The sequence below is a fragment of the Bordetella muralis genome, assembly GCF_965139205.1.
Taxonomy (GTDB): domain Bacteria; phylum Pseudomonadota; class Gammaproteobacteria; order Burkholderiales; family Burkholderiaceae_B; genus Bordetella_A; species Bordetella_A muralis.
Map to the genome: position 1 here is coordinate 102,363 of NZ_CBCSIU010000015.1, position 16,409 is coordinate 118,771.

15 protein-coding genes are annotated in these 16,409 nt (G+C 60.0%); 6 read left to right on the plus strand and 9 right to left on the minus strand.

Features of this window, described 5'->3' with window-relative positions; all coding sequences use genetic code 11:
* Positions 1 to 15: 15 nt before the first annotated feature.
* The gene (locus ACNA0I_RS19515) at positions 16 to 1,065 is read left to right on the plus strand and encodes an HlyD family secretion protein (RefSeq protein WP_415807696.1); all 1,050 of its coding nucleotides are present in this window, start codon (positions 16 to 18) and stop codon (positions 1,063 to 1,065) included.
* A gap of 116 nt (positions 1,066 to 1,181) precedes the next feature.
* Here ACNA0I_RS19515 and ACNA0I_RS19520 read toward each other — a convergent pair whose 3' ends face one another.
* From ACNA0I_RS19520 to ACNA0I_RS19540, 5 genes are read right to left on the minus strand one after another with little or no spacing between them, the layout of a single operon-like run.
* The gene (locus ACNA0I_RS19520) at positions 1,182 to 2,705 is read right to left on the minus strand and encodes an amidase (protein WP_415807697.1); all 1,524 of its coding nucleotides are present in this window, start codon (positions 2,703 to 2,705) and stop codon (positions 1,182 to 1,184) included.
* A 9-nt stretch (positions 2,706 to 2,714) separates the two neighbouring features.
* Complete coding sequence (locus tag ACNA0I_RS19525; protein ID WP_415807698.1) at positions 2,715 to 3,695, minus strand: Bug family tripartite tricarboxylate transporter substrate binding protein; 981 nt, start codon at positions 3,693 to 3,695, stop codon at positions 2,715 to 2,717.
* A gap of 19 nt (positions 3,696 to 3,714) precedes the next feature.
* Complete coding sequence (locus ACNA0I_RS19530; RefSeq protein WP_415807699.1) at positions 3,715 to 5,043, minus strand: D-serine ammonia-lyase; 1,329 nt, start codon at positions 5,041 to 5,043, stop codon at positions 3,715 to 3,717.
* Between the two features lie 9 nt (positions 5,044 to 5,052).
* A complete protein-coding gene (locus tag ACNA0I_RS19535) occupies positions 5,053 to 6,030 on the minus strand; it encodes a Bug family tripartite tricarboxylate transporter substrate binding protein (protein ID WP_415807700.1) in 978 nt (325 codons plus the stop codon).
* 50 nt (positions 6,031 to 6,080) lie between these two features.
* Positions 6,081 to 7,217 (minus strand): NAD(P)/FAD-dependent oxidoreductase, encoded by a 1,137-nt coding sequence (locus ACNA0I_RS19540; RefSeq protein ID WP_415807701.1) that lies wholly within the window; start codon positions 7,215 to 7,217, stop codon positions 6,081 to 6,083.
* A gap of 189 nt (positions 7,218 to 7,406) precedes the next feature.
* On the opposite strand from ACNA0I_RS19540, the gene ACNA0I_RS19545 reads away from it, so the two are divergent.
* Complete coding sequence (locus ACNA0I_RS19545) at positions 7,407 to 7,997, plus strand: helix-turn-helix domain-containing protein (RefSeq protein WP_415807702.1); 591 nt, start codon at positions 7,407 to 7,409, stop codon at positions 7,995 to 7,997.
* 67 nt (positions 7,998 to 8,064) lie between these two features.
* Here the strand turns inward: ACNA0I_RS19545 and ACNA0I_RS19550 are convergent, their stop codons facing one another.
* From ACNA0I_RS19550 to ACNA0I_RS19560, 3 genes are all read right to left on the minus strand, one after another.
* Positions 8,065 to 9,072 carry a zinc-binding alcohol dehydrogenase family protein gene (locus ACNA0I_RS19550; protein WP_415807703.1) on the minus strand — a complete coding sequence of 336 codons (1,008 nt, stop codon included), beginning with the start codon at positions 9,070 to 9,072 and terminating at the stop codon, positions 8,065 to 8,067.
* Positions 9,073 to 9,190: 118 nt separating this feature from the next.
* Positions 9,191 to 9,709, minus strand: a complete 519-nt coding sequence (locus ACNA0I_RS19555; protein WP_415807704.1) for a lipocalin-like domain-containing protein — start codon at positions 9,707 to 9,709, stop codon at positions 9,191 to 9,193.
* 43 nt (positions 9,710 to 9,752) lie between these two features.
* Entirely contained in the window at positions 9,753 to 10,583 is an 831-nt protein-coding gene (locus ACNA0I_RS19560; RefSeq protein WP_415807705.1) for an SDR family oxidoreductase, read from the minus strand.
* Between the two features lie 100 nt (positions 10,584 to 10,683).
* On the opposite strand from ACNA0I_RS19560, the gene ACNA0I_RS19565 reads away from it, so the two are divergent.
* The 4 genes from ACNA0I_RS19565 (at position 10,684) to ACNA0I_RS19580 (ending at position 15,262) form a co-directional block, all read left to right on the plus strand.
* Positions 10,684 to 11,574 carry a LysR family transcriptional regulator gene (locus ACNA0I_RS19565; protein WP_415807706.1) on the plus strand — a complete coding sequence of 297 codons (891 nt, stop codon included), beginning with the start codon at positions 10,684 to 10,686 and terminating at the stop codon, positions 11,572 to 11,574.
* A gap of 89 nt (positions 11,575 to 11,663) precedes the next feature.
* Complete coding sequence (locus tag ACNA0I_RS19570) at positions 11,664 to 12,683, plus strand: ABC transporter substrate-binding protein (RefSeq protein ID WP_415807707.1); 1,020 nt, start codon at positions 11,664 to 11,666, stop codon at positions 12,681 to 12,683.
* Positions 12,684 to 12,818: 135 nt separating this feature from the next.
* Positions 12,819 to 14,213 (plus strand): HdeD family acid-resistance protein, encoded by a 1,395-nt coding sequence (locus ACNA0I_RS19575; RefSeq protein ID WP_415807708.1) that lies wholly within the window; start codon positions 12,819 to 12,821, stop codon positions 14,211 to 14,213.
* A gap of 62 nt (positions 14,214 to 14,275) precedes the next feature.
* Positions 14,276 to 15,262: an Lnb N-terminal periplasmic domain-containing protein gene (locus ACNA0I_RS19580; protein WP_415807709.1), complete on the plus strand. Its 987-nt coding sequence runs from the start codon at positions 14,276 to 14,278 to the stop codon at positions 15,260 to 15,262.
* A gap of 17 nt (positions 15,263 to 15,279) precedes the next feature.
* On the opposite strand, the gene ACNA0I_RS19585 is transcribed toward ACNA0I_RS19580, so the two are convergent.
* Positions 15,280 to 16,407 (minus strand): metallophosphoesterase, encoded by a 1,128-nt coding sequence (locus ACNA0I_RS19585; protein WP_415807710.1) that lies wholly within the window; start codon positions 16,405 to 16,407, stop codon positions 15,280 to 15,282.
* Positions 16,408 to 16,409 lie beyond the last annotated feature (2 nt).

A 16,409-nucleotide genomic window follows, 5' to 3' on the forward strand; every position in this document is an offset into this window, starting at 1 on the left:
GCACTGAGAACCATCATGGCATTGAGCAAGAAAACCAAAGCCGTATCCGGCGGCGTATTGATAGCCGCCGCCGTCATCGCGGCCATCCTGATCAACCGTCCCGAAGCCGCCGCGTCGTCTCAATCGACGGACGATGCCTATATCCGGGCCGATATCACCTCCGTCGCCCCTCAGGTCGCAGGGCTGGTTACCCAGGTTCTGGCCGAAGAAAACGACACCGTCAAAGCCGGCCAGTTACTCGCTCGCATTGACGATCGTGATTACGAATTAGCCGTGCGCAGCGCCAAGGCCACGCTCGCCAGCGCACAAGCCAGCGTCGACGCATTAAAGGCGCAGGCCACGGTGCAGCAATCGGTCATCCATCAAGCCAGCTCGACGTTAGACGCCGACCAAGCCAATCTCAAACTGGCTCGTGCCGATTTCAACCGCTATAGCAACCTCGCAGCAGATGGTTCAGGCACCATTCAAGCTCGCCAGCAGGCCCAGGCCCGTCTGCGCGTACAAGAAGCCCAGCACGAGAAAAACCGTGCCATTCACCAAGCCGAAACCGAACGCCTGACCATTTTGCAGGCCGATCTGCAACGCGCCGCTGCCACCGTCGAACAAGCCAAAGCGGCTGTCGCACAAGCCGAGCTCAACCTGTCCTATACCCATATCAAGGCCCCGATCACGGGCGTGATCGGCCACAAGAACATCCGGGTCGGCAATTTCGCAAAAGTCGGCGAATCGCTCGTCACCGTGGTCCCGCTGGCGGACATCTACGTAGAAGCCAACTTCCGCGAAACCCAGCTGGCAAAGATGCGCGCAGGCCAGCCTGTCACCCTGACTGTCGACGCGCTGCCCGGACAAACATTTTCCGGCAAAGTGCAAAGCGTAGGTCCCGCCAGCGGCGTCAGCTATTCCGCCATCGCGCCTCACAACGCGACGGGCAACTTCACGAAAATCGTGCAACGCTTGCCCGTGCGTATTGCGCTGGATCCTGACCAAGAAAACACCAGCCTGCTGCGCGTAGGCATGTCGGTACAACCGGAAGTCGACGTCAGCAGCTCAAGCTCAGGATCGTGATCCGAGTCCTCCGGGGCATGAGTTTGNCGCGGCTGGGCAGCCGCGGCAAACGTCTCAAGAACCCGTCCCGCCTCCACCAGGCCACACCTTCGACCTGCACCTTCCAAAAAAAACCATCACACCGCCGATACAGCCCCGCCCTGCCCCTGTCCATCCAACACGGGCGGCGCCGTCACAATCGACGTCAACGCCGGTTCGGCAACCTGCAATGCCGCCAGATTCGGACGCGGGCGGCGCAGCGCCTCGATGCGCGAGAACGCCTGCTCCATCGCGTACGACGCTCCCAGCACCTCACTATCGCCCCGGAACGGCCCCACGATCTGCAAACCGAACGGCATTCCATGTCCGTCCAGACCGCAAGGCAAGGACAAGGCAGGATGCGTGGTCAAGGTCACCACGTACGTCAGCGCCAGCCAACGGTAGTAGTTTTCCTGCTTTTCGCCGTTGATCGTATCCGCATACAAGCTCGTCCACGGGAACGGCGACACCGGCGTGGTCGGCGACAGGATCAAATCGTAGTCGGCGTAAACCTCCTGGAAACGCTTCAGGATACGTGTCTGTTCGGCTTGCGCCCACGCGCTATCCTTCAGGCTCATCGCCGCGCCCATCTCATAATTCGCGCGAGGATTGGGCCCCAGGCTGGCGGGGTCCCGCTCATAGGCCTCGCGCATCCCCGCCACGAATGCCTCGGCGCGCAACACATCAAAACAACGATGAGCATCACCGAGGTCCAACTCGATCGGATCGCAGGCCGCAAACAAATGCTTCATCGCCGCGATCTTTGTACGGAACGTGGCACGAATGCCATCATCCACCGCGCACACGCCGAAATCCTCGGTATACGCCACGCGCAACGAGCCCAGGTCGACCGACTCCGGTCGCAGGAACGACAACGGATCCAGAGGATAGCTCAACGGATCGCCCGCATCCATCCCGGCCGAGGCTGCCATCTGCAGACAAGCCTCTTCGACGGTGCGCCCCATCGGGCCCACGACTGAAATCGGCGTCCAGCCCAGCAACTTGCGCACACTGGGCACCACGCCAGGTGAGGGACGGAATCCCACCACACCGCACTTGGCAGCGGGAATACGCAACGATCCGCCCGTGTCCGAGCCTGTGCAGACCGGCAACATATCGCATGCCAACGCCGCAGCGGATCCGCCCGAGGACCCACCCGCATTCAGATTCGGATTGAATGGATTCCCCGTCGCACCCCATACAACGTTGCGCGAGTTCGCTCCCGCCCCCATCTCGGGCACGTTGGTCTTGGCCGTCACGATCGCGCCCGCGCGGCGCAAACGCGCGATCAGCTCGACATCGTGCTCTGGCACATGATCCCGATAGATCGGCGAACCAAACGTCGTCAGCAACCCCGCGGTAGGCTCCAGGTCTTTCACCCCCATTGGCAAGCCATGCAACAAGCCCAGCATGTCCCCCGCCATCACTGCGCGCTCGGCGGCGCGAGCCTCTTCGCGCGCACGCGCATAGGCCTTGGCCGTCACCGCGTTGACGTACGGGTTCACCGCTTCGATACGCGCGATGCAGGCCTCCAGCAACTCGACTGGCGACAACTGCCGCGCGCCGATCATTTGCCGCAGCGTAACGGCCGAAAGAGAAACCAGGGAATCATCCAGTGCCATGAGAGAACCTTAATCAAGCTTGATATGAGCGCGCTCTGCAATGTCGCGCATGATCGGCAATTCTTTTTGAATCAGTGCCTCGCCGTCCGCGGCACTGCCGTAGTCCGGTTCGAACCCCTGGGCCTCCAGATTTTTCTGAACCTCGGGGTTCGACACCGCGGTCTGCAGCGCCGCCTCCAATTTGGTCTTGACCGCTGCCGGCAAGCCACGCGGCGCAACCACCATGAACCACGTATCCATCTCGGGCCCAGCATACCCCTGTTCTACAAACGTAGGAAGGTCCGGAAAAAACTTGGAACGTTTCGGACTGGACAAAGCAATCGCCCGCACAGTGCCCTGCTTGACCTGCGGGATCGCAGCCGACACCGTATCGAACGTAAACGGGATCTGCCCGCCGATCAAATCCGTCATCGCGGGCGCACTGCCTTTATAGGGAATATGCGCCATCTGCAATCCGGCCTCGGCCAAAAACGCCTCGCCGACAAACTGCGACGTGGTCCCCGTGCCGTACGAACCATAAGGCGGCTGCTTGTTCGCGGGGTCTTTTACATACGCCACGAACTCTTTCAGGTTATGCACTGGCACCTTGGGATTCGCCAATAGCACCAGGCCTGTACGCCCCACGATGCCCAACGGCTCGAAACTCTTGACCGGATCGTAGGGCATGTTGGTGCGAATCGCGGGATTGACCGTGAACGTCGTGCCCGAACTGACCAACAAGGTATATCCATCCGGCGCGGCCTTGGCCGCATAGCTGGCGCCGATCACCGTGCCCGCGCCACCCTTGTTTTCCACCACGACGCTCTGCCCCAGCACATCGCCCAAGGCCTTGGCCATGACGCGGCCCATCGTATCGGTAGAGCCGCCCGGCGGGAATGGCACGACCAGCGTGATGGAACGAGAGGGGTAAGGCTCTTGCGCCACGGCGGATGGCATTCCTACTGCCATGCAGGACATGGCGAGGCTCATCGCCAGTAAAGCTTTTTTCATGCATTGCTCCGATAGTGAATCAACGGCGATTCAGGAAACGCGCATATTCTTCGTCGGGCACAAACAGCCCGCCGGTGGTCCATACCAGATGTGTTGATTGCGGCATCTGCGCCAGCAAGCCTTGTCCGGCTAGATAGGATTGGCCGGCACTGCTCAGACAGATATGCTGAGGACCGGCGAAACCCGCCGCCGCGGAAGGTTCAATCCGTATGCCTTCGGTATCGTGCAGACGAATCAGGTCGTCAAACAAGGTCTGATCCGCCACCGTATAGACTCCAGACAACATCCCCCCCACCGCGCCATATGCCAGTTCAGAGGCGCGCGGTACTGCCAACCCATCAGCCTCGGTACGATTGTGCAAGCCGACGTCATACACCGAAGGCGCTGCCGGCAGGCCGGGCAACTGACCATGGCCCGCCATCATGCGCACCAGAAAACACGGCGATTGCACGGGCTCGGCAAAAAAACAATGCACATGCTCACCCAGCACCTGCCGCAAACCATAAGCAATCCCGCCAGGCGCACCACCCACGCCGCAGGGCAGATAAACAAATAAGGGATGCTGCGCATCCACGCGAATCTGTGCAGCATCGAGCTGTGCACGCAAATGCAGCGCCGCGGCGGCATACCCCATAAACAGCGAGGCCGAACGTTCATCATCGACAAAATAGCCATGAGGATCGGCCTGTACCTGCGCCCGGCCCGCCGCAACAGCGCGCTCGTAATCGCCGCTATGCTCGACGACCTCGACGCCACGTGCCCGCAGGCGGGCTTTTTTCCAGGCCTTCGCATCCGCAGACATATGCACTGCAGCACGGAAACCCAGCGCTGACGCCATCACGCCGATTGACAGCCCCAGATTGCCAGTGGACCCCACCGCAACTTGATAACGTGCGAAGCATGCCCGCGCGGCGGGCGTGGCCAATTTCCGGTAATCGTCGCCAGATTGAATCAGCCCCTCTCGCAACGCCACGGACTCCGCAAATTCCAGAACCTCGTGAATGCCGCCGCGCGCCTTGATCGATCCAGCCACTGGCAACGCATGATCCGCCTTGAGCCACAATCGCCCCTGCGTCTCGGGCAAACCCAAAGCCGCCTGCATTTTCGGCGTACGCAGCAACGGCGACTCGATCATCCCGCCGATGTCGCGCAACTCGGGAAAGAGCTCCGCCAGCAATGGCGTAAATCGATCAAACCGTGCCTGCGCAGCCGCGATCTGATCCGTCGTCAATCCTGTGTCTGCGGGCGCGTCCACACGACAATCCCCAGGCCCGGGACGTAACCACAGCACGGGTTCGGCATTACGCAGCGTTTGTAAAAACTCAGGCGTCACAATATTCGATGGCATAACCGGCACTCACTGCGCCTGAATATTGGCGCGCTTGGCAATTTCCGCAAAACGCGGAGTTTCTTCTGCAATGGTCTTGCGCAGCGACTCTGCGGACTCGAACGAGGCCTCAACGCCAGCGGTACGCAACTGATCCAGCGTGGCGGGATCCTTCAGCGCGGTTTCCATCGCCTGGCTCAACGTATGCTGCACGTCTTCGGGCAGGCCTTTCGGCGCAAACAAGGCGATCCACGTATCCACGTTAAACCCAGGATATCCGCTTTCCGCCAATGTGGGCACATCGGGCAAAAAGCTCGATCGCTTTGCCGTTGTCACGGCCAGTGCCTTGATTTTTCCCGCCTTTACCTGCGGCATGGCAGCCACCACGGTATCGAACATCACCGGAACCTGGCCGCCAATCAAGTCCGTCATCCCAGGCGCGCTGCCCTTATAAGGGATATGCATCATCTTGATGCCCGCAGCCTCTTGAAACTGCTCGGCCACAAAATGCGAGACTGTCCCGATGCCGAAAGACGCATAGGCGATACTGTCGGGCTTGGCCTTTGCAGCGCTCACCAGATCAGCCAGATTGGAGTACGGTGTTTTCGGGTTCGCCACGATCGCCATGGCCGTTCGCCCGAGAACACCCAAGGGCACGAAATCCTCTTTGGGCGAATAAGGCAACGAAGGATAAATCGCGGGATTGATGGTGAATGTCGTCCCGGAACTCAGCAGCAGCGTATAGCCATCCGGACTCGCTTTAGCGACAAACTGCGCGCCGAGAATCGTGCCTGCTCCCGCCTTGTTTTCCACCACGACCGTCTGCTTCAATGCGTCGCTCATCGCCTTGGCCAGAATACGGCCAGCCACATCGCCAGCGCCCCCCGGCGAATAGGGAATGATCAACTGAATGGGCCGCTCGGGATAGGCCGCCACGCTGAGTGGAGTGGCAGCCATCGCCGCTACGCCGATGGCCAAAGCGCCACATATCGTTGATAAGGTCTTCATGGTTTCCCCTTGTGCTTGATCAGCCGCGTATCGGCGGGCTTATTTAAGAATCAACGCAGACGCGCAGGTGCAATGACCGCGGCCTGTACGCCGTGGGCCAACAACGTATCGGGTACCGGCTGATTCAACAACAACGCCGCCGCCAGCTCGGATACCCCGGCGGCCGATTGAATCCCGTAGCCGCCTTGCGCAGCCAACCAGAAAAATCCGGGCATTGCATCATCCCACCCGACGACCAGATCGCCATCACGCACAAACGAACGCAACCCGGCCCATGTATGACGCGGGCGTCGAATCGTGAGAGTGGTGGCCTCTTCGATGTGATAAATGCCTGTCGCCACGTCCAGTTCCTCGGGCATGACGTCGTGGGCGGCCACCGGGTCGGCATTCGCCGGTGAACCCAGCAGCTGTCCGGCATCCGGTTTGAAATAAAACTGCTCGTCCAGATCCGACACCGTAGGCCACTGCGAACAATCCACGCCCTCCGGACCGGCAAAGGTAAATGCGGTGCGTCGGCGCGGCTCCAATCCGATAGGCTGCACGCCGAAATGAGCCGCCACGTGATCCGCCCACGCACCCGCAGCATTGACCACGTGCGCCGCACGTACCGTCTGCCCATCGGCCAGCGTCAAGGTCCAATGCCCCGCATCCCGCACTGCAGAGGCCACCTCGGCCTTGCAACGCAGCACTCCGCCCTGCTGACGCATGGCCTTCAGGAATCCTTGGTGCAATCCGTGCACATCCAGATCCTGCGCCTCGGGCTCGAACATCGCGCCGATCAAACGGTCCGCGCGTAAACATGGCACTCTGGACATCGCGTCATCGACGCTGAGGAGGCTGACATTGGGCGCGGCTTTGACGGTCTCTTCGTAGACCTGTTGCAGCAATGCTTCCTGGCCGGTCTTGCCCAGGTATAGGCACCCACGGGACGACAGAATCGGATGTTCGGCAAACCCCTCGGGCGGCTGCTCGTAAAACGCCCGGCTGGCGCGCGTCAATGCCTGAATCTGCGGTGTCCCGTAGGCCTCCATGAACATGGCGGCCGAACGGCCGGTGGAATGGTAGCCAGGCTGTTCCTCCCGCTCCAGCACCACCACCCGGGCGTGGCGGGATAACCGATACGCCACCGAGGCCCCGGCGATTCCGCCACCGACCACGGCAAAGTCAAATACATCAGATTCGTTCATAGCGGGACTGCGCTTCCATAATTCTCATTTAAGAGAATTCTCTTATGTGACAAAATTACAGTCAATCAGTAGTTACCTTATACGGTGCGGAACGAGTTTTGCGTAGCATGTAGCGCCACCCATATCATCCTGTCTGCACTCCCAAGCAGCCGCGCCCCGCCGGCGTTGCACATTTTCGAGGTATCGCGCTTGACTCAGCCCTCTGCCCCCTCTTCGCCGGATACGGCGCGCGTACGCATGGGTCAACAGTTGCGCGCCGCCCGCAAAGCCTGTGCCCTGACCCTGAAGCAATTGTCCGCCGTCTCCGGCGTGGCCCTGTCTACCCTGTCCAAGATGGAATTGGGCCAGGTTTCCGTCAGCTACGAGAAATTCACCGCCGTTGCGCGTGCGCTGAACATCGACATTTCTCAGTTGCTGTCTGACCCGGACGCACACCATGGCACCGTTCCAACGCGGGCCTCGACCACTCAGTCACCGGACTACGACACGGGCAACTACAGCTATCGATTGCTCGCCGGCGACTATCCCCAACGCACCATGACGCCCATGTACGGGCGCATCATGGCTCGCCGCATTGAGGATTTTGACGGCTTCATCCGACACGCGGGCCAGGAATTCATCGTGGTCTTGTCTGGCAAAGTCCGTATCTGTTTCGAGTCGGGTGAGAACCTGACGCTCAGCAAACATGAGTCTGCCTATTTCGATAGCGGACAAGGCCACATATACCTGTCATTGAGTGCCCGCGATGCGGAGATCATGGTGGTGATGACGCCGGCTTGATGGCACTGTCGGTTCAATGGGGAAAGTCAGTAAAGCCGCCGTGACTCAAGCCGATTGAACCGGGCGTTCAGAAGCCCTCCAGCACGATCTTTCCGCGAGACCGGCCGCTCTCGATCAACGTATGTGCCTGGCGCAGATTCTCTGCGTTGATCTGGCCCAGATGCTCCCCGAGCGTGGTGCGCAATGTGCCGTCATCGATCAGCCTCGCCACGTTGGTCAAGATCTCGTGTTGACGCACCATGTCCGGGGTTTCGAACAAAGCGCGCGTGAACATCAGTTCCCAGTGAAACGAAATGGCCTTGCGTTTGAGCGGCATGACGTCCAGCGTCTCTGGATCGTCGATCACGCCCAGCTTGCCTTGCGGCGCCAAGGCTTCGATCAATTGCGGATAATGGCTGCCCGTGTGCGTCAGGCTGGCCACGTAGCGTACTTGAGGCACGCCTATGGCTCGCAATCCCTCTAACAGCGGCTGCGTATGATCAATCACATCATGCGCACCCAGATCACGGATCCACTGGCTTGTCTCTGGCCTCGAAGCGGTGCCGATGACCCGCAATTTGGTCAACTTCGCGGCAAGCTGCGTCAATATCGAGCCAACGCCGCCAGCTGCGCCCACGATCAATAACGCATCGCCGTTACCGCCGCCCTCCTCGACACCCAGCCGGTCGAACAATAGCTCCCAGGCTGTCAACGAGGTCAGCGGCAGTGCTGCCGCAGCGTCGTCCGCGAGCGTGCGAGGCTTTTTGGCAGCGATACGCTCGTCAACCAAGCCATATTCGGCGTACGAGCCAGGCCGCGCGATAGAGCCCGCGTAATAGACTTCGTCACCCGGCTGAAACAGGGACACGTCGCTCCCGATGGCTTCGACTACACCTACGGCATCCCAGCCCAGAATACGCGGCTTGTCGGTCGGCGCGCCGGCACGTACTTTGGTATCGACCGGGTTGACCGCAATCGCCCGAATCTTGACCAGCAAATCACGAGGGCCCGGTGTGGGCTGAGGCAAATCCATTTCGAACAGGGATTTCGGATCGCTGGCCGGCAAACCGTGCTGGGTATACACAATGGCTTTCATGATGAGTGTCCGGATCAAAGGTCAAATCAAACCGGCGGCGGGGAAACTGCCGTCAGCGCATAACCGAATCTTCCATCATTTTCATGTCCCGACAAAGTAGAAAAAGCCAACAGGACTTTTAATTCGTGGGATTTCGCACCCGTTCGAATTCGATCGTGACCCGCGACCCTTCGGGGCGCTGGAAACGCTCGGACATGCGGTCGCCCTTCACGACGAGGCTGAGCTCCTTGCTCGTGCGCGTGCTTCCCACCCAATTGGGAAAGGTCGAGCCGAGGACGCGATTGCCGCTGAACTCTCCGTGCTCGTCTACGCTATAGGTGCCGAAAAAGCCGATACTGCTCGCCATAGCGGCGCGGTTCTCGGCATCGGTGCCCTGACCGCGCGCGCTGGAGGCGAATCGCGGCGTCGAACCATCGGTGAGGACTTCGACGAAATGCATGTCGGGAGTGAACACCAGCATGCCTTGCGGTTGCTCGCCGTAGACCGGACGCGTCTTGCCATCCTCCTCGATCTGCGCCGACACGACCCGCCAGGTGCCCTGCACCTTGTTGGGCGATGAGGACTGGGCTTGCGCGCTCGTCGCGGTAATGGCAGCAGCCGCGATGGCCGCCGCGAAATAGGCTCTCATCAATGGCATCGTCTGCTCCCCCTGTCGACGCGGCGCATGGTCGGCCGCGGCCTCATGCTGACTCCATGACGGACAAGGCGACCGCCCTTTGCGACTGCAAGGTTTCCAGTCGTTGCTGCAGGGCGCTGCCCACCTTGTCGTAGGTCGAACTGCCCAGGGCCAGCCGCAGCGGGGGATGTTCGGCATCGATGGCGTCGACCATGGCGTCGACCGTCTTGCCCGCGTCCCCGAACGCCGCAAAGCTGCCGGACGTGATCGATCGCCGGACTTCGTCGGCCGGCGTCCCGGCGTAGCAATCCATGATCGGCGCGTTGTCCAGCGCCGCGCTGAAGTTCGTGCGCGTGGGGCCCGGCTGGACGATGATGAAATCGATGCCGAAGGGCACGACCTCTTGTGACACGGCTTCGACGAAGCCCTCAATGCCCCATTTGGTGGCGTGATAGAGACTGAAACCCGGATACGCGATCTGGCCGCCCTCGGAAGACACCTGCACGATGCGCCCGCCACCCTGCTCTCGCAGCTTCGGCAGCACAGCGCGGATCAACTGGATCGAGCCCATCAGGTTGGTCGCGAGCTGGCGGTCGATCTGCGCGTCGCTCAGCTCTTCGGCGGCGCCGAACAATCCGTAGGCCGCGTTGCTGACCACCACGTCGATACGGCCCATGGCGCTGAACGCCTGCTCCACGCGCTCACGAATCTCCGTGGCGTCGGTGATTTCCAGTTTGAGGACCAGAAGCCGTTCGCCGTGCAGGGATTGGAGTTCGTCCAGTACGCCGTCGCGGCGCACGGTCGCCACCACGCGGTCCTTGCGCGCCAACAGGCGTTCGGTCAACAGCCTGCCCAGTCCTGTCGAGGCGCCGGTGATAAACCAAGTTTTGCTCATGTTCGTTCCTTGTTTGAGTGCCATGGACACCATGGTACGGAGCCTCGATTAGTTAGGGAATACCGTACTGATTGCATGAATAGATGAGTAAAATGAACCAATGAAGACACCTTCGATTTCCGATCTGCATGCCTTCATGGCGGTGGCCTCGCATAAAAGCTTTCGCCGCGCGGCCGACGTGCTGGGCGTCTCGCACTCCGCTCTCAGCCATGCCATGCGAGGTCTCGAAAGCAACCTGGGGGTGCGCCTGCTGAACCGCACCACGCGCAGCGTTTCTTTGACGCAGGACGGCGAACGGCTGTTGGCGCGTCTGTCGCCCATTCTGAGCGACCTGAGCACGGCGTTGAGCGAAGCCGCCGCCGCCGCAGGCCAACCCAGCGGCGTAGTCCGTGTCAACGGCAGCGAAGGCGCCATCCGGATGCTGCTGCAGATCGCGGTGCCGCGCCTGCGGGAACGCTATCCGAAAGTCGAACTGGATCTCTCGGTCGAAGGCCAGTTGATTGACGTGGTCGGGCGCGGCTTCGATGCCGGCATCCGCCTGGGCGAGGCGGTGCCCAAGGACATGGTCGCGGTTCGCCTGGGGCCGTCGCTGCGTTTTCTTCCCGTCGCCGCCCCGGGGTACCTGAAGTCGCATCCCGCGCCCCGCACCCCCGACGATCTGATGACGCACGAATGCATTCGCCAGCGCCTGCCCAGCGGCAAGCGATATCGCTGGGAATTCAAGAAGCACGACCAGGAACTCGCCATCGACGTGCCGGGCGGGATGACACTGGACAATAACCAGCTCATGGTGGAGGCGGCCGCGCAGGGCCTGGGCATTGCATTCGTGCCGGAGCCTTACGCCGCGCCCTATTTCGGCGCCAAGCGGTTGCTCCCCTTGCTTGAGGACTGGTGCCCGGACATACCAGGACTGTTCCTCTATTTTCCTAGCAACCGCCACGTGCCTCCCGCGCTGCGCGCGCTGATCGACGTGGTGAAGCAGTCACAGTGATGCGTCAGGCAGAACGGGACAACGCAGCCCAAAAATCGCCATCTGCTACCATCGCCCCCTTTGCCACGGAAGACAGGGAACATCGATTAATGACTCAATATCTGCGCATCAAACCCATTTTGGCCGCTGTCAGCGTCGCGATCGGGACGGTAATGAGCGTCAATGCTCATGCACAATCTCCCACCTGCGAACTCGACAGACCGATGAAATTCGGCGGGATGAATTGGGAATCGAATCAGATATTGGTCAACGTCGAACGCTACATCGTCGAACACGGCTACGGCTGCCAGACCCAAGTCGAACAGGGCGACACCTTGCCCATGTTTGCCGCACTACAACGCGGTGACGTCGATATCAATAGCGAAATCTGGATCACCCAGATGCAAGAGCCCTGGGACGAAGCCATCGCGGCAGGCAAGATCAAAGCCGTCGGCACCGTCTTTACCGGGACCGATGGCTGGTACGTGCCTCGTTATACCGCCGAAAAATTTCCGCAATTGCGCAGCGCCACCGATCTCAAAGGCCTGCATGAGACCTTCATCGACAATGAGGATCCCGGTAAAGGACGCATCTACGGCTGCGCGGCGGGCTGGACCTGCGGCACCATCAATGCCAATCTGCTGAAGGCCTTCAACCTGCAAGACGAATACCTGGTGTACTCACCCGGCAACGCTGCCGCGCAGCGCGCCGCAATCACCTCGGCCTATAAGCGCAAAAAGGACATCGTGTTCTATTACTGGACACCTACCTCGCTCGTCGGCTCGCTGGACCTGGTCAAACTGAAAATGCCGCCGGTGGATGAGAAAGCGTTGGCATGCATCACCGACCCAAAATGCGAAAACCCTCGACCCACAGGCCTGGCCGAGTATCCCGTCGTGACAGCGGTCAACAGCCAATTTGCGCAGCGCGCGCCGCAGCTGACCGCCTTTCTCGCCAAGGTCAACGTACCCGAAGAAAAGCTGACGGCCACATTGGGGCACATGGAAAATGAGGGCCTGGAACTCGAAGAAGCCTCTCTCTATTTCTTGCAGACCTATCCGGATATCTGGACAAATTGGGTACCGGCCGATGTTGCGCAACGCGTACAAGACAAGCTATCGAGCTCATAAAACGTAGACGGCGCTGGCATACGGGCGAGGGACGAATGTCTCCGCACTGCGACACGCTCGCCCGCCTTCGCCTATGACGCATGCCCATTAGCATGTAAGATTTCCCCATGTTTTCACACTGGGGCGCTGAAGACCATGGGTAAGCTGGTTCTATTGCTGTTAGGTTTGGACTACCTGCACAAACGCGCAAGAGCCCTCGTCATCACAGGTTATCTATTGGTATTGGTGGGGGTGGTCGTCCTGATCGACGCCACGGATGGTGTCGCCTATTTCCCGCTAGAACTCTTTGCCATATTGTTCATCATCGACGGCGTCTCCACTTTGCTCATTGCGCAATCCGGCGTGGGCGGCCAACGTGTCTTGCGCTACGCCAAGGGCATTTTCGTATTATTAGCCGGCATGTTGGTATTGGCTGGCCATCATCACGGTCATTTTGTCCTGTCGATGATTTTCGGCCTGCTGTTCCTGGCCGACGGGCTGATGCAGAGCATCTCTGCCTACGTCGTGCGATATCGCCGATGGCGTTATGTGCTCGCATCGGGCATTGCCGAAATCCTGCTCGCGATTTTCTTTTTCCAGCCCTATCCCACGCATTATGTCGGCACCGTTCCGTACTGCATCGCGCTGTTCCTGATATTTGCCGGTTTGAAACTGGTGGCCCTGGCTCGCCGCGTCCGCAGCCTGAAATCCAATCCAGCCCTGGCGACAAATACCCACCCCGATTTCATGCCGACCAAGGTCACCAATCCCAGGCCCACTACTTATGACGGCCCGCCAGCAGATTCCGACCATGCCCTGACGGTACACATCTGGACCCCCTCGGGATCCGCCAAAACGGAAACCCGCAATTATCTTTTGGTGAATCGCTATATCGCCGCCGTCGACGTCAACGGCGTGGTGTCCACCGGCCATGCGGCGCTGGAGTCTCCCGAAGGCGTATACGTCAGTCTCTATCCCGCTCAGGAAATCGATCACTCTCCCGAGCAGTTCGGCAATCTACTGCGGGCAACAGATGCCAACAACGTTCCTGGCACGTTCCAACCGGACTATGCCACCGAGTCCAAGGCCTGGTGCCCATCGACCGTGCAAGTCCGCATACGCAACTACGATCCCGCAAAGCTGCAAGCGTTCTGGGACGAGTACCGGCAAAACACCACCTATAACCTGACATACCGTAATTGCTCGACTTCCGTCGCGAGAGCATTGGAGGCTGCAGTGGACGGAGCCGTAGGGCACTTGCATGGTCCCGATGCCGGATGGACCGTATTGCTGCGTCTGCTGATCACCCCTGAACTCTGGGTAGCCGCCCAGATCCGCAAGCGCGCGCTGACGATGGCCTGGACGCCAGGCCTGATGCTGGACTACGCGCGCGCAGTGAGCATGCTGGCCGATCCGCGTCCGTTTGGATGGTGGAAAGTCTCGCAGTCGGCAATTCGAAAGATCGCCGCCATGCGAGCCGGCTGGCGCGCTCAGGATCGTGAAGCAACCTCGCAGCATACAGAAACGCGAGCCTCTCGCGAAACATCGTAAGCATCCATGGCCACTTCGGCACCCCACACAAAAATCCTGCCGTGAAACGGAAAACAAAAGCCATGCTCTTACACACTGTGATTGTGCTTGCGGTGTTGGCCGTAGCATTCTGGGGAGCGCTCGCGCTGTGGTTTCAGGCTCCGCTACGCATTATTTTCGTTGCCGCGTGGACCGTGCTGGCAATCGCAGCGATCGTGGGCGTAATACGGGGAACCTATCTCCCCCTCGCCCTGTTCGCAGCCGCATGGATCGTGATGCAGGCATGGTGGTGGCTAGGCGTGCGCCCCTCGAATACGCGGGAATGGATGCCGGAGGTGGCCGAGCAAACTCACGGATCCGTCAATGGCAACCTGGTCACACTGCACAACGTGCGCAATTTCGAATGGCGCTCGCGAACCGACTACGATCCGCGCTGGGAAACACGCACCTATGACCTGAGCAAGCTGCAATCTGTCGATATGGCGCTGTCATACTGGGGCCGTCCAGCCATTGCCCATACCATGGTGTCGTTTGGTTTCTCCGATGGACAGCATGTGATTTTTTCGGTCGAGATCCGCCGCAAACTAGGCGATAAATTTTCCGAAATCGGAGGTTTTTTCCGTCAATATGAATTGGCGGTGCTCGCCTCTACCGAAGAAGACAGCCTGCGCGTACGCACCAACGTGCGCGGCGAGGAAGGCTACCTATATCGAATACAAATGTCCCCGGATGCCGCCCGTGCGCTGTTCCTGTCATACCTGGACACGGCCAACCAGTTACGAGATCGCCCCCGTTTCTACAATACCGTCACGGCCAACTGCACCACCATCATTTATCAGCTGACCAAACAGATCGTACCTGGCCTGCCCCTGGATCGCCGGCTATTGCTATCTGGTTACCTACCCGAATACATGTACGAACTGGACGCGCTGTCGGGGGCCGACAGCATCGAGGCCTATCGACGCGCCGGCCACTACACCCAGCGCGCACTGGACAACAAGGACATCGCGACTTTCTCGCAGGATATACGAAGAGGTGTCCCGGGCGTTGCCGAATCGGCAGCGCACTGACACCGCTCCCATACCCGCTACGAGCGCCGCCGCAACGTAATTTCCGTAATTTCCGAGGGGCGCCCGATACGCTGTGGAAAGCCGGGCCACAGCCCAGCGCCATTGCTTACATACAACGACATGCCATCGACATCGTAGAGACCTGAAACGAATCCGGCATTAAAGCGCGCCACCAGCAAATCGAATCCACGAATATGGCCGCCATGGGTGTGGCCCGACAGTTGCAGGTCCACGCCTTGCGCGCGATTACTTCTGGCATTGCCAGGACGGTGATCCATCAGGATGACAGGCACGCCTTGCGGTCTGCCGGCCAATGCTTTGGCTACATCAGGGCCGATCTGGCCATAACGGGAGCCGACCTGATCAGGCACACCCGCGATGACCAGCTCGCCCGCACCCTCACGAATCACGGTGTACTCATTCTCCAGAACGGTGATACCCAGCCGGCGAAAGACCTCTATCCATTGAGAATAGGCGGCGTAATATTCATGATTGCCCGCGACGGCATACACGCCGTCCTTGGCAGCCAATCGTCCCAAGGGCGGAATATCGTTTGCGCGCGTCGATGGCGTGCCATCCACCAGATCCCCGGAGATCAAGATCAAATCGGGATTCAGCGCATTCGCCTGGTCCACCACGGCATCTAGCCAGGGGCGATCCAGAAGACGACTAACGTGTAGATCCGTCAGATGCACAATGCGATAGCCATCGAACTCCGCAGCCAATCCCGCGACAGGCAACTCCATCCTGCGTATGTCAGGCACACGAACGGCCTGTGATGTTCCCCATGCGCCGAGCGTCAGAGCCGACACCGCCATGAAATGGGGCAACTTGTGCGCAGCCAACAACCGGCTTCCGACAGGCCTGGAAACCAGATATAGCAGCCCGCCAAGCACATCCCTGATCAGCAGGAAGCATGCCAGCAGGATCAGCGCGCCATAGGCGACACCAAACCCGATGATGAGCCAACGCGGACTTTCCGGTGACGCCATGGTTCCGGCTACCTGGCTGACCAGCCATTGATGCTCTGCCACGATCAAGACAGCCACTGACAGAACGGCCTTTGCCATCAGGCCCAGCTTCAGTCGCCATACATAACGCCACGCCACGTAAAAACCGATCAGACCCGCTGCCAACAGAAACACTT

What these genes read in the sequence shown, in the direction of transcription:
- ACNA0I_RS19560 (WP_415807705.1), bottom strand. Translation starts at nt 10,583, where the DNA reads ATGAGCAAAACTTGGTTTATCACCGGCGCCTCGACAGGACTGGGCAGG.
- ACNA0I_RS19555 (WP_415807704.1), bottom strand. Translation starts at nt 9,709, where the DNA reads ATGCCATTGATGAGAGCCTATTTCGCGGCGGCCATCGCGGCTGCTGCC.
- ACNA0I_RS19520 (WP_415807697.1), bottom strand. Translation starts at nt 2,705, where the DNA reads ATGGCACTGGATGATTCCCTGGTTTCTCTTTCGGCCGTTACGCTGCGG.
- ACNA0I_RS19515 (WP_415807696.1), top strand. Translation starts at nt 16, where the DNA reads ATGGCATTGAGCAAGAAAACCAAAGCCGTATCCGGCGGCGTATTGATA.
- ACNA0I_RS19535 (WP_415807700.1), bottom strand. Translation starts at nt 6,030, where the DNA reads ATGAAGACCTTATCAACGATATGTGGCGCTTTGGCCATCGGCGTAGCG.
- ACNA0I_RS19570 (WP_415807707.1), top strand. Translation starts at nt 11,664, where the DNA reads ATGACTCAATATCTGCGCATCAAACCCATTTTGGCCGCTGTCAGCGTC.
- ACNA0I_RS19525 (WP_415807698.1), bottom strand. Translation starts at nt 3,695, where the DNA reads ATGAAAAAAGCTTTACTGGCGATGAGCCTCGCCATGTCCTGCATGGCA.
- ACNA0I_RS19530 (WP_415807699.1), bottom strand. Translation starts at nt 5,043, where the DNA reads ATGCCATCGAATATTGTGACGCCTGAGTTTTTACAAACGCTGCGTAAT.
- ACNA0I_RS19580 (WP_415807709.1), top strand. Translation starts at nt 14,276, where the DNA reads ATGCTCTTACACACTGTGATTGTGCTTGCGGTGTTGGCCGTAGCATTC.
- ACNA0I_RS19550 (WP_415807703.1), bottom strand. Translation starts at nt 9,072, where the DNA reads ATGAAAGCCATTGTGTATACCCAGCACGGTTTGCCGGCCAGCGATCCG.
- ACNA0I_RS19565 (WP_415807706.1), top strand. Translation starts at nt 10,684, where the DNA reads ATGAAGACACCTTCGATTTCCGATCTGCATGCCTTCATGGCGGTGGCC.
- ACNA0I_RS19540 (WP_415807701.1), bottom strand. Translation starts at nt 7,217, where the DNA reads ATGAACGAATCTGATGTATTTGACTTTGCCGTGGTCGGTGGCGGAATC.
- ACNA0I_RS19575 (WP_415807708.1), top strand. Translation starts at nt 12,819, where the DNA reads ATGGGTAAGCTGGTTCTATTGCTGTTAGGTTTGGACTACCTGCACAAA.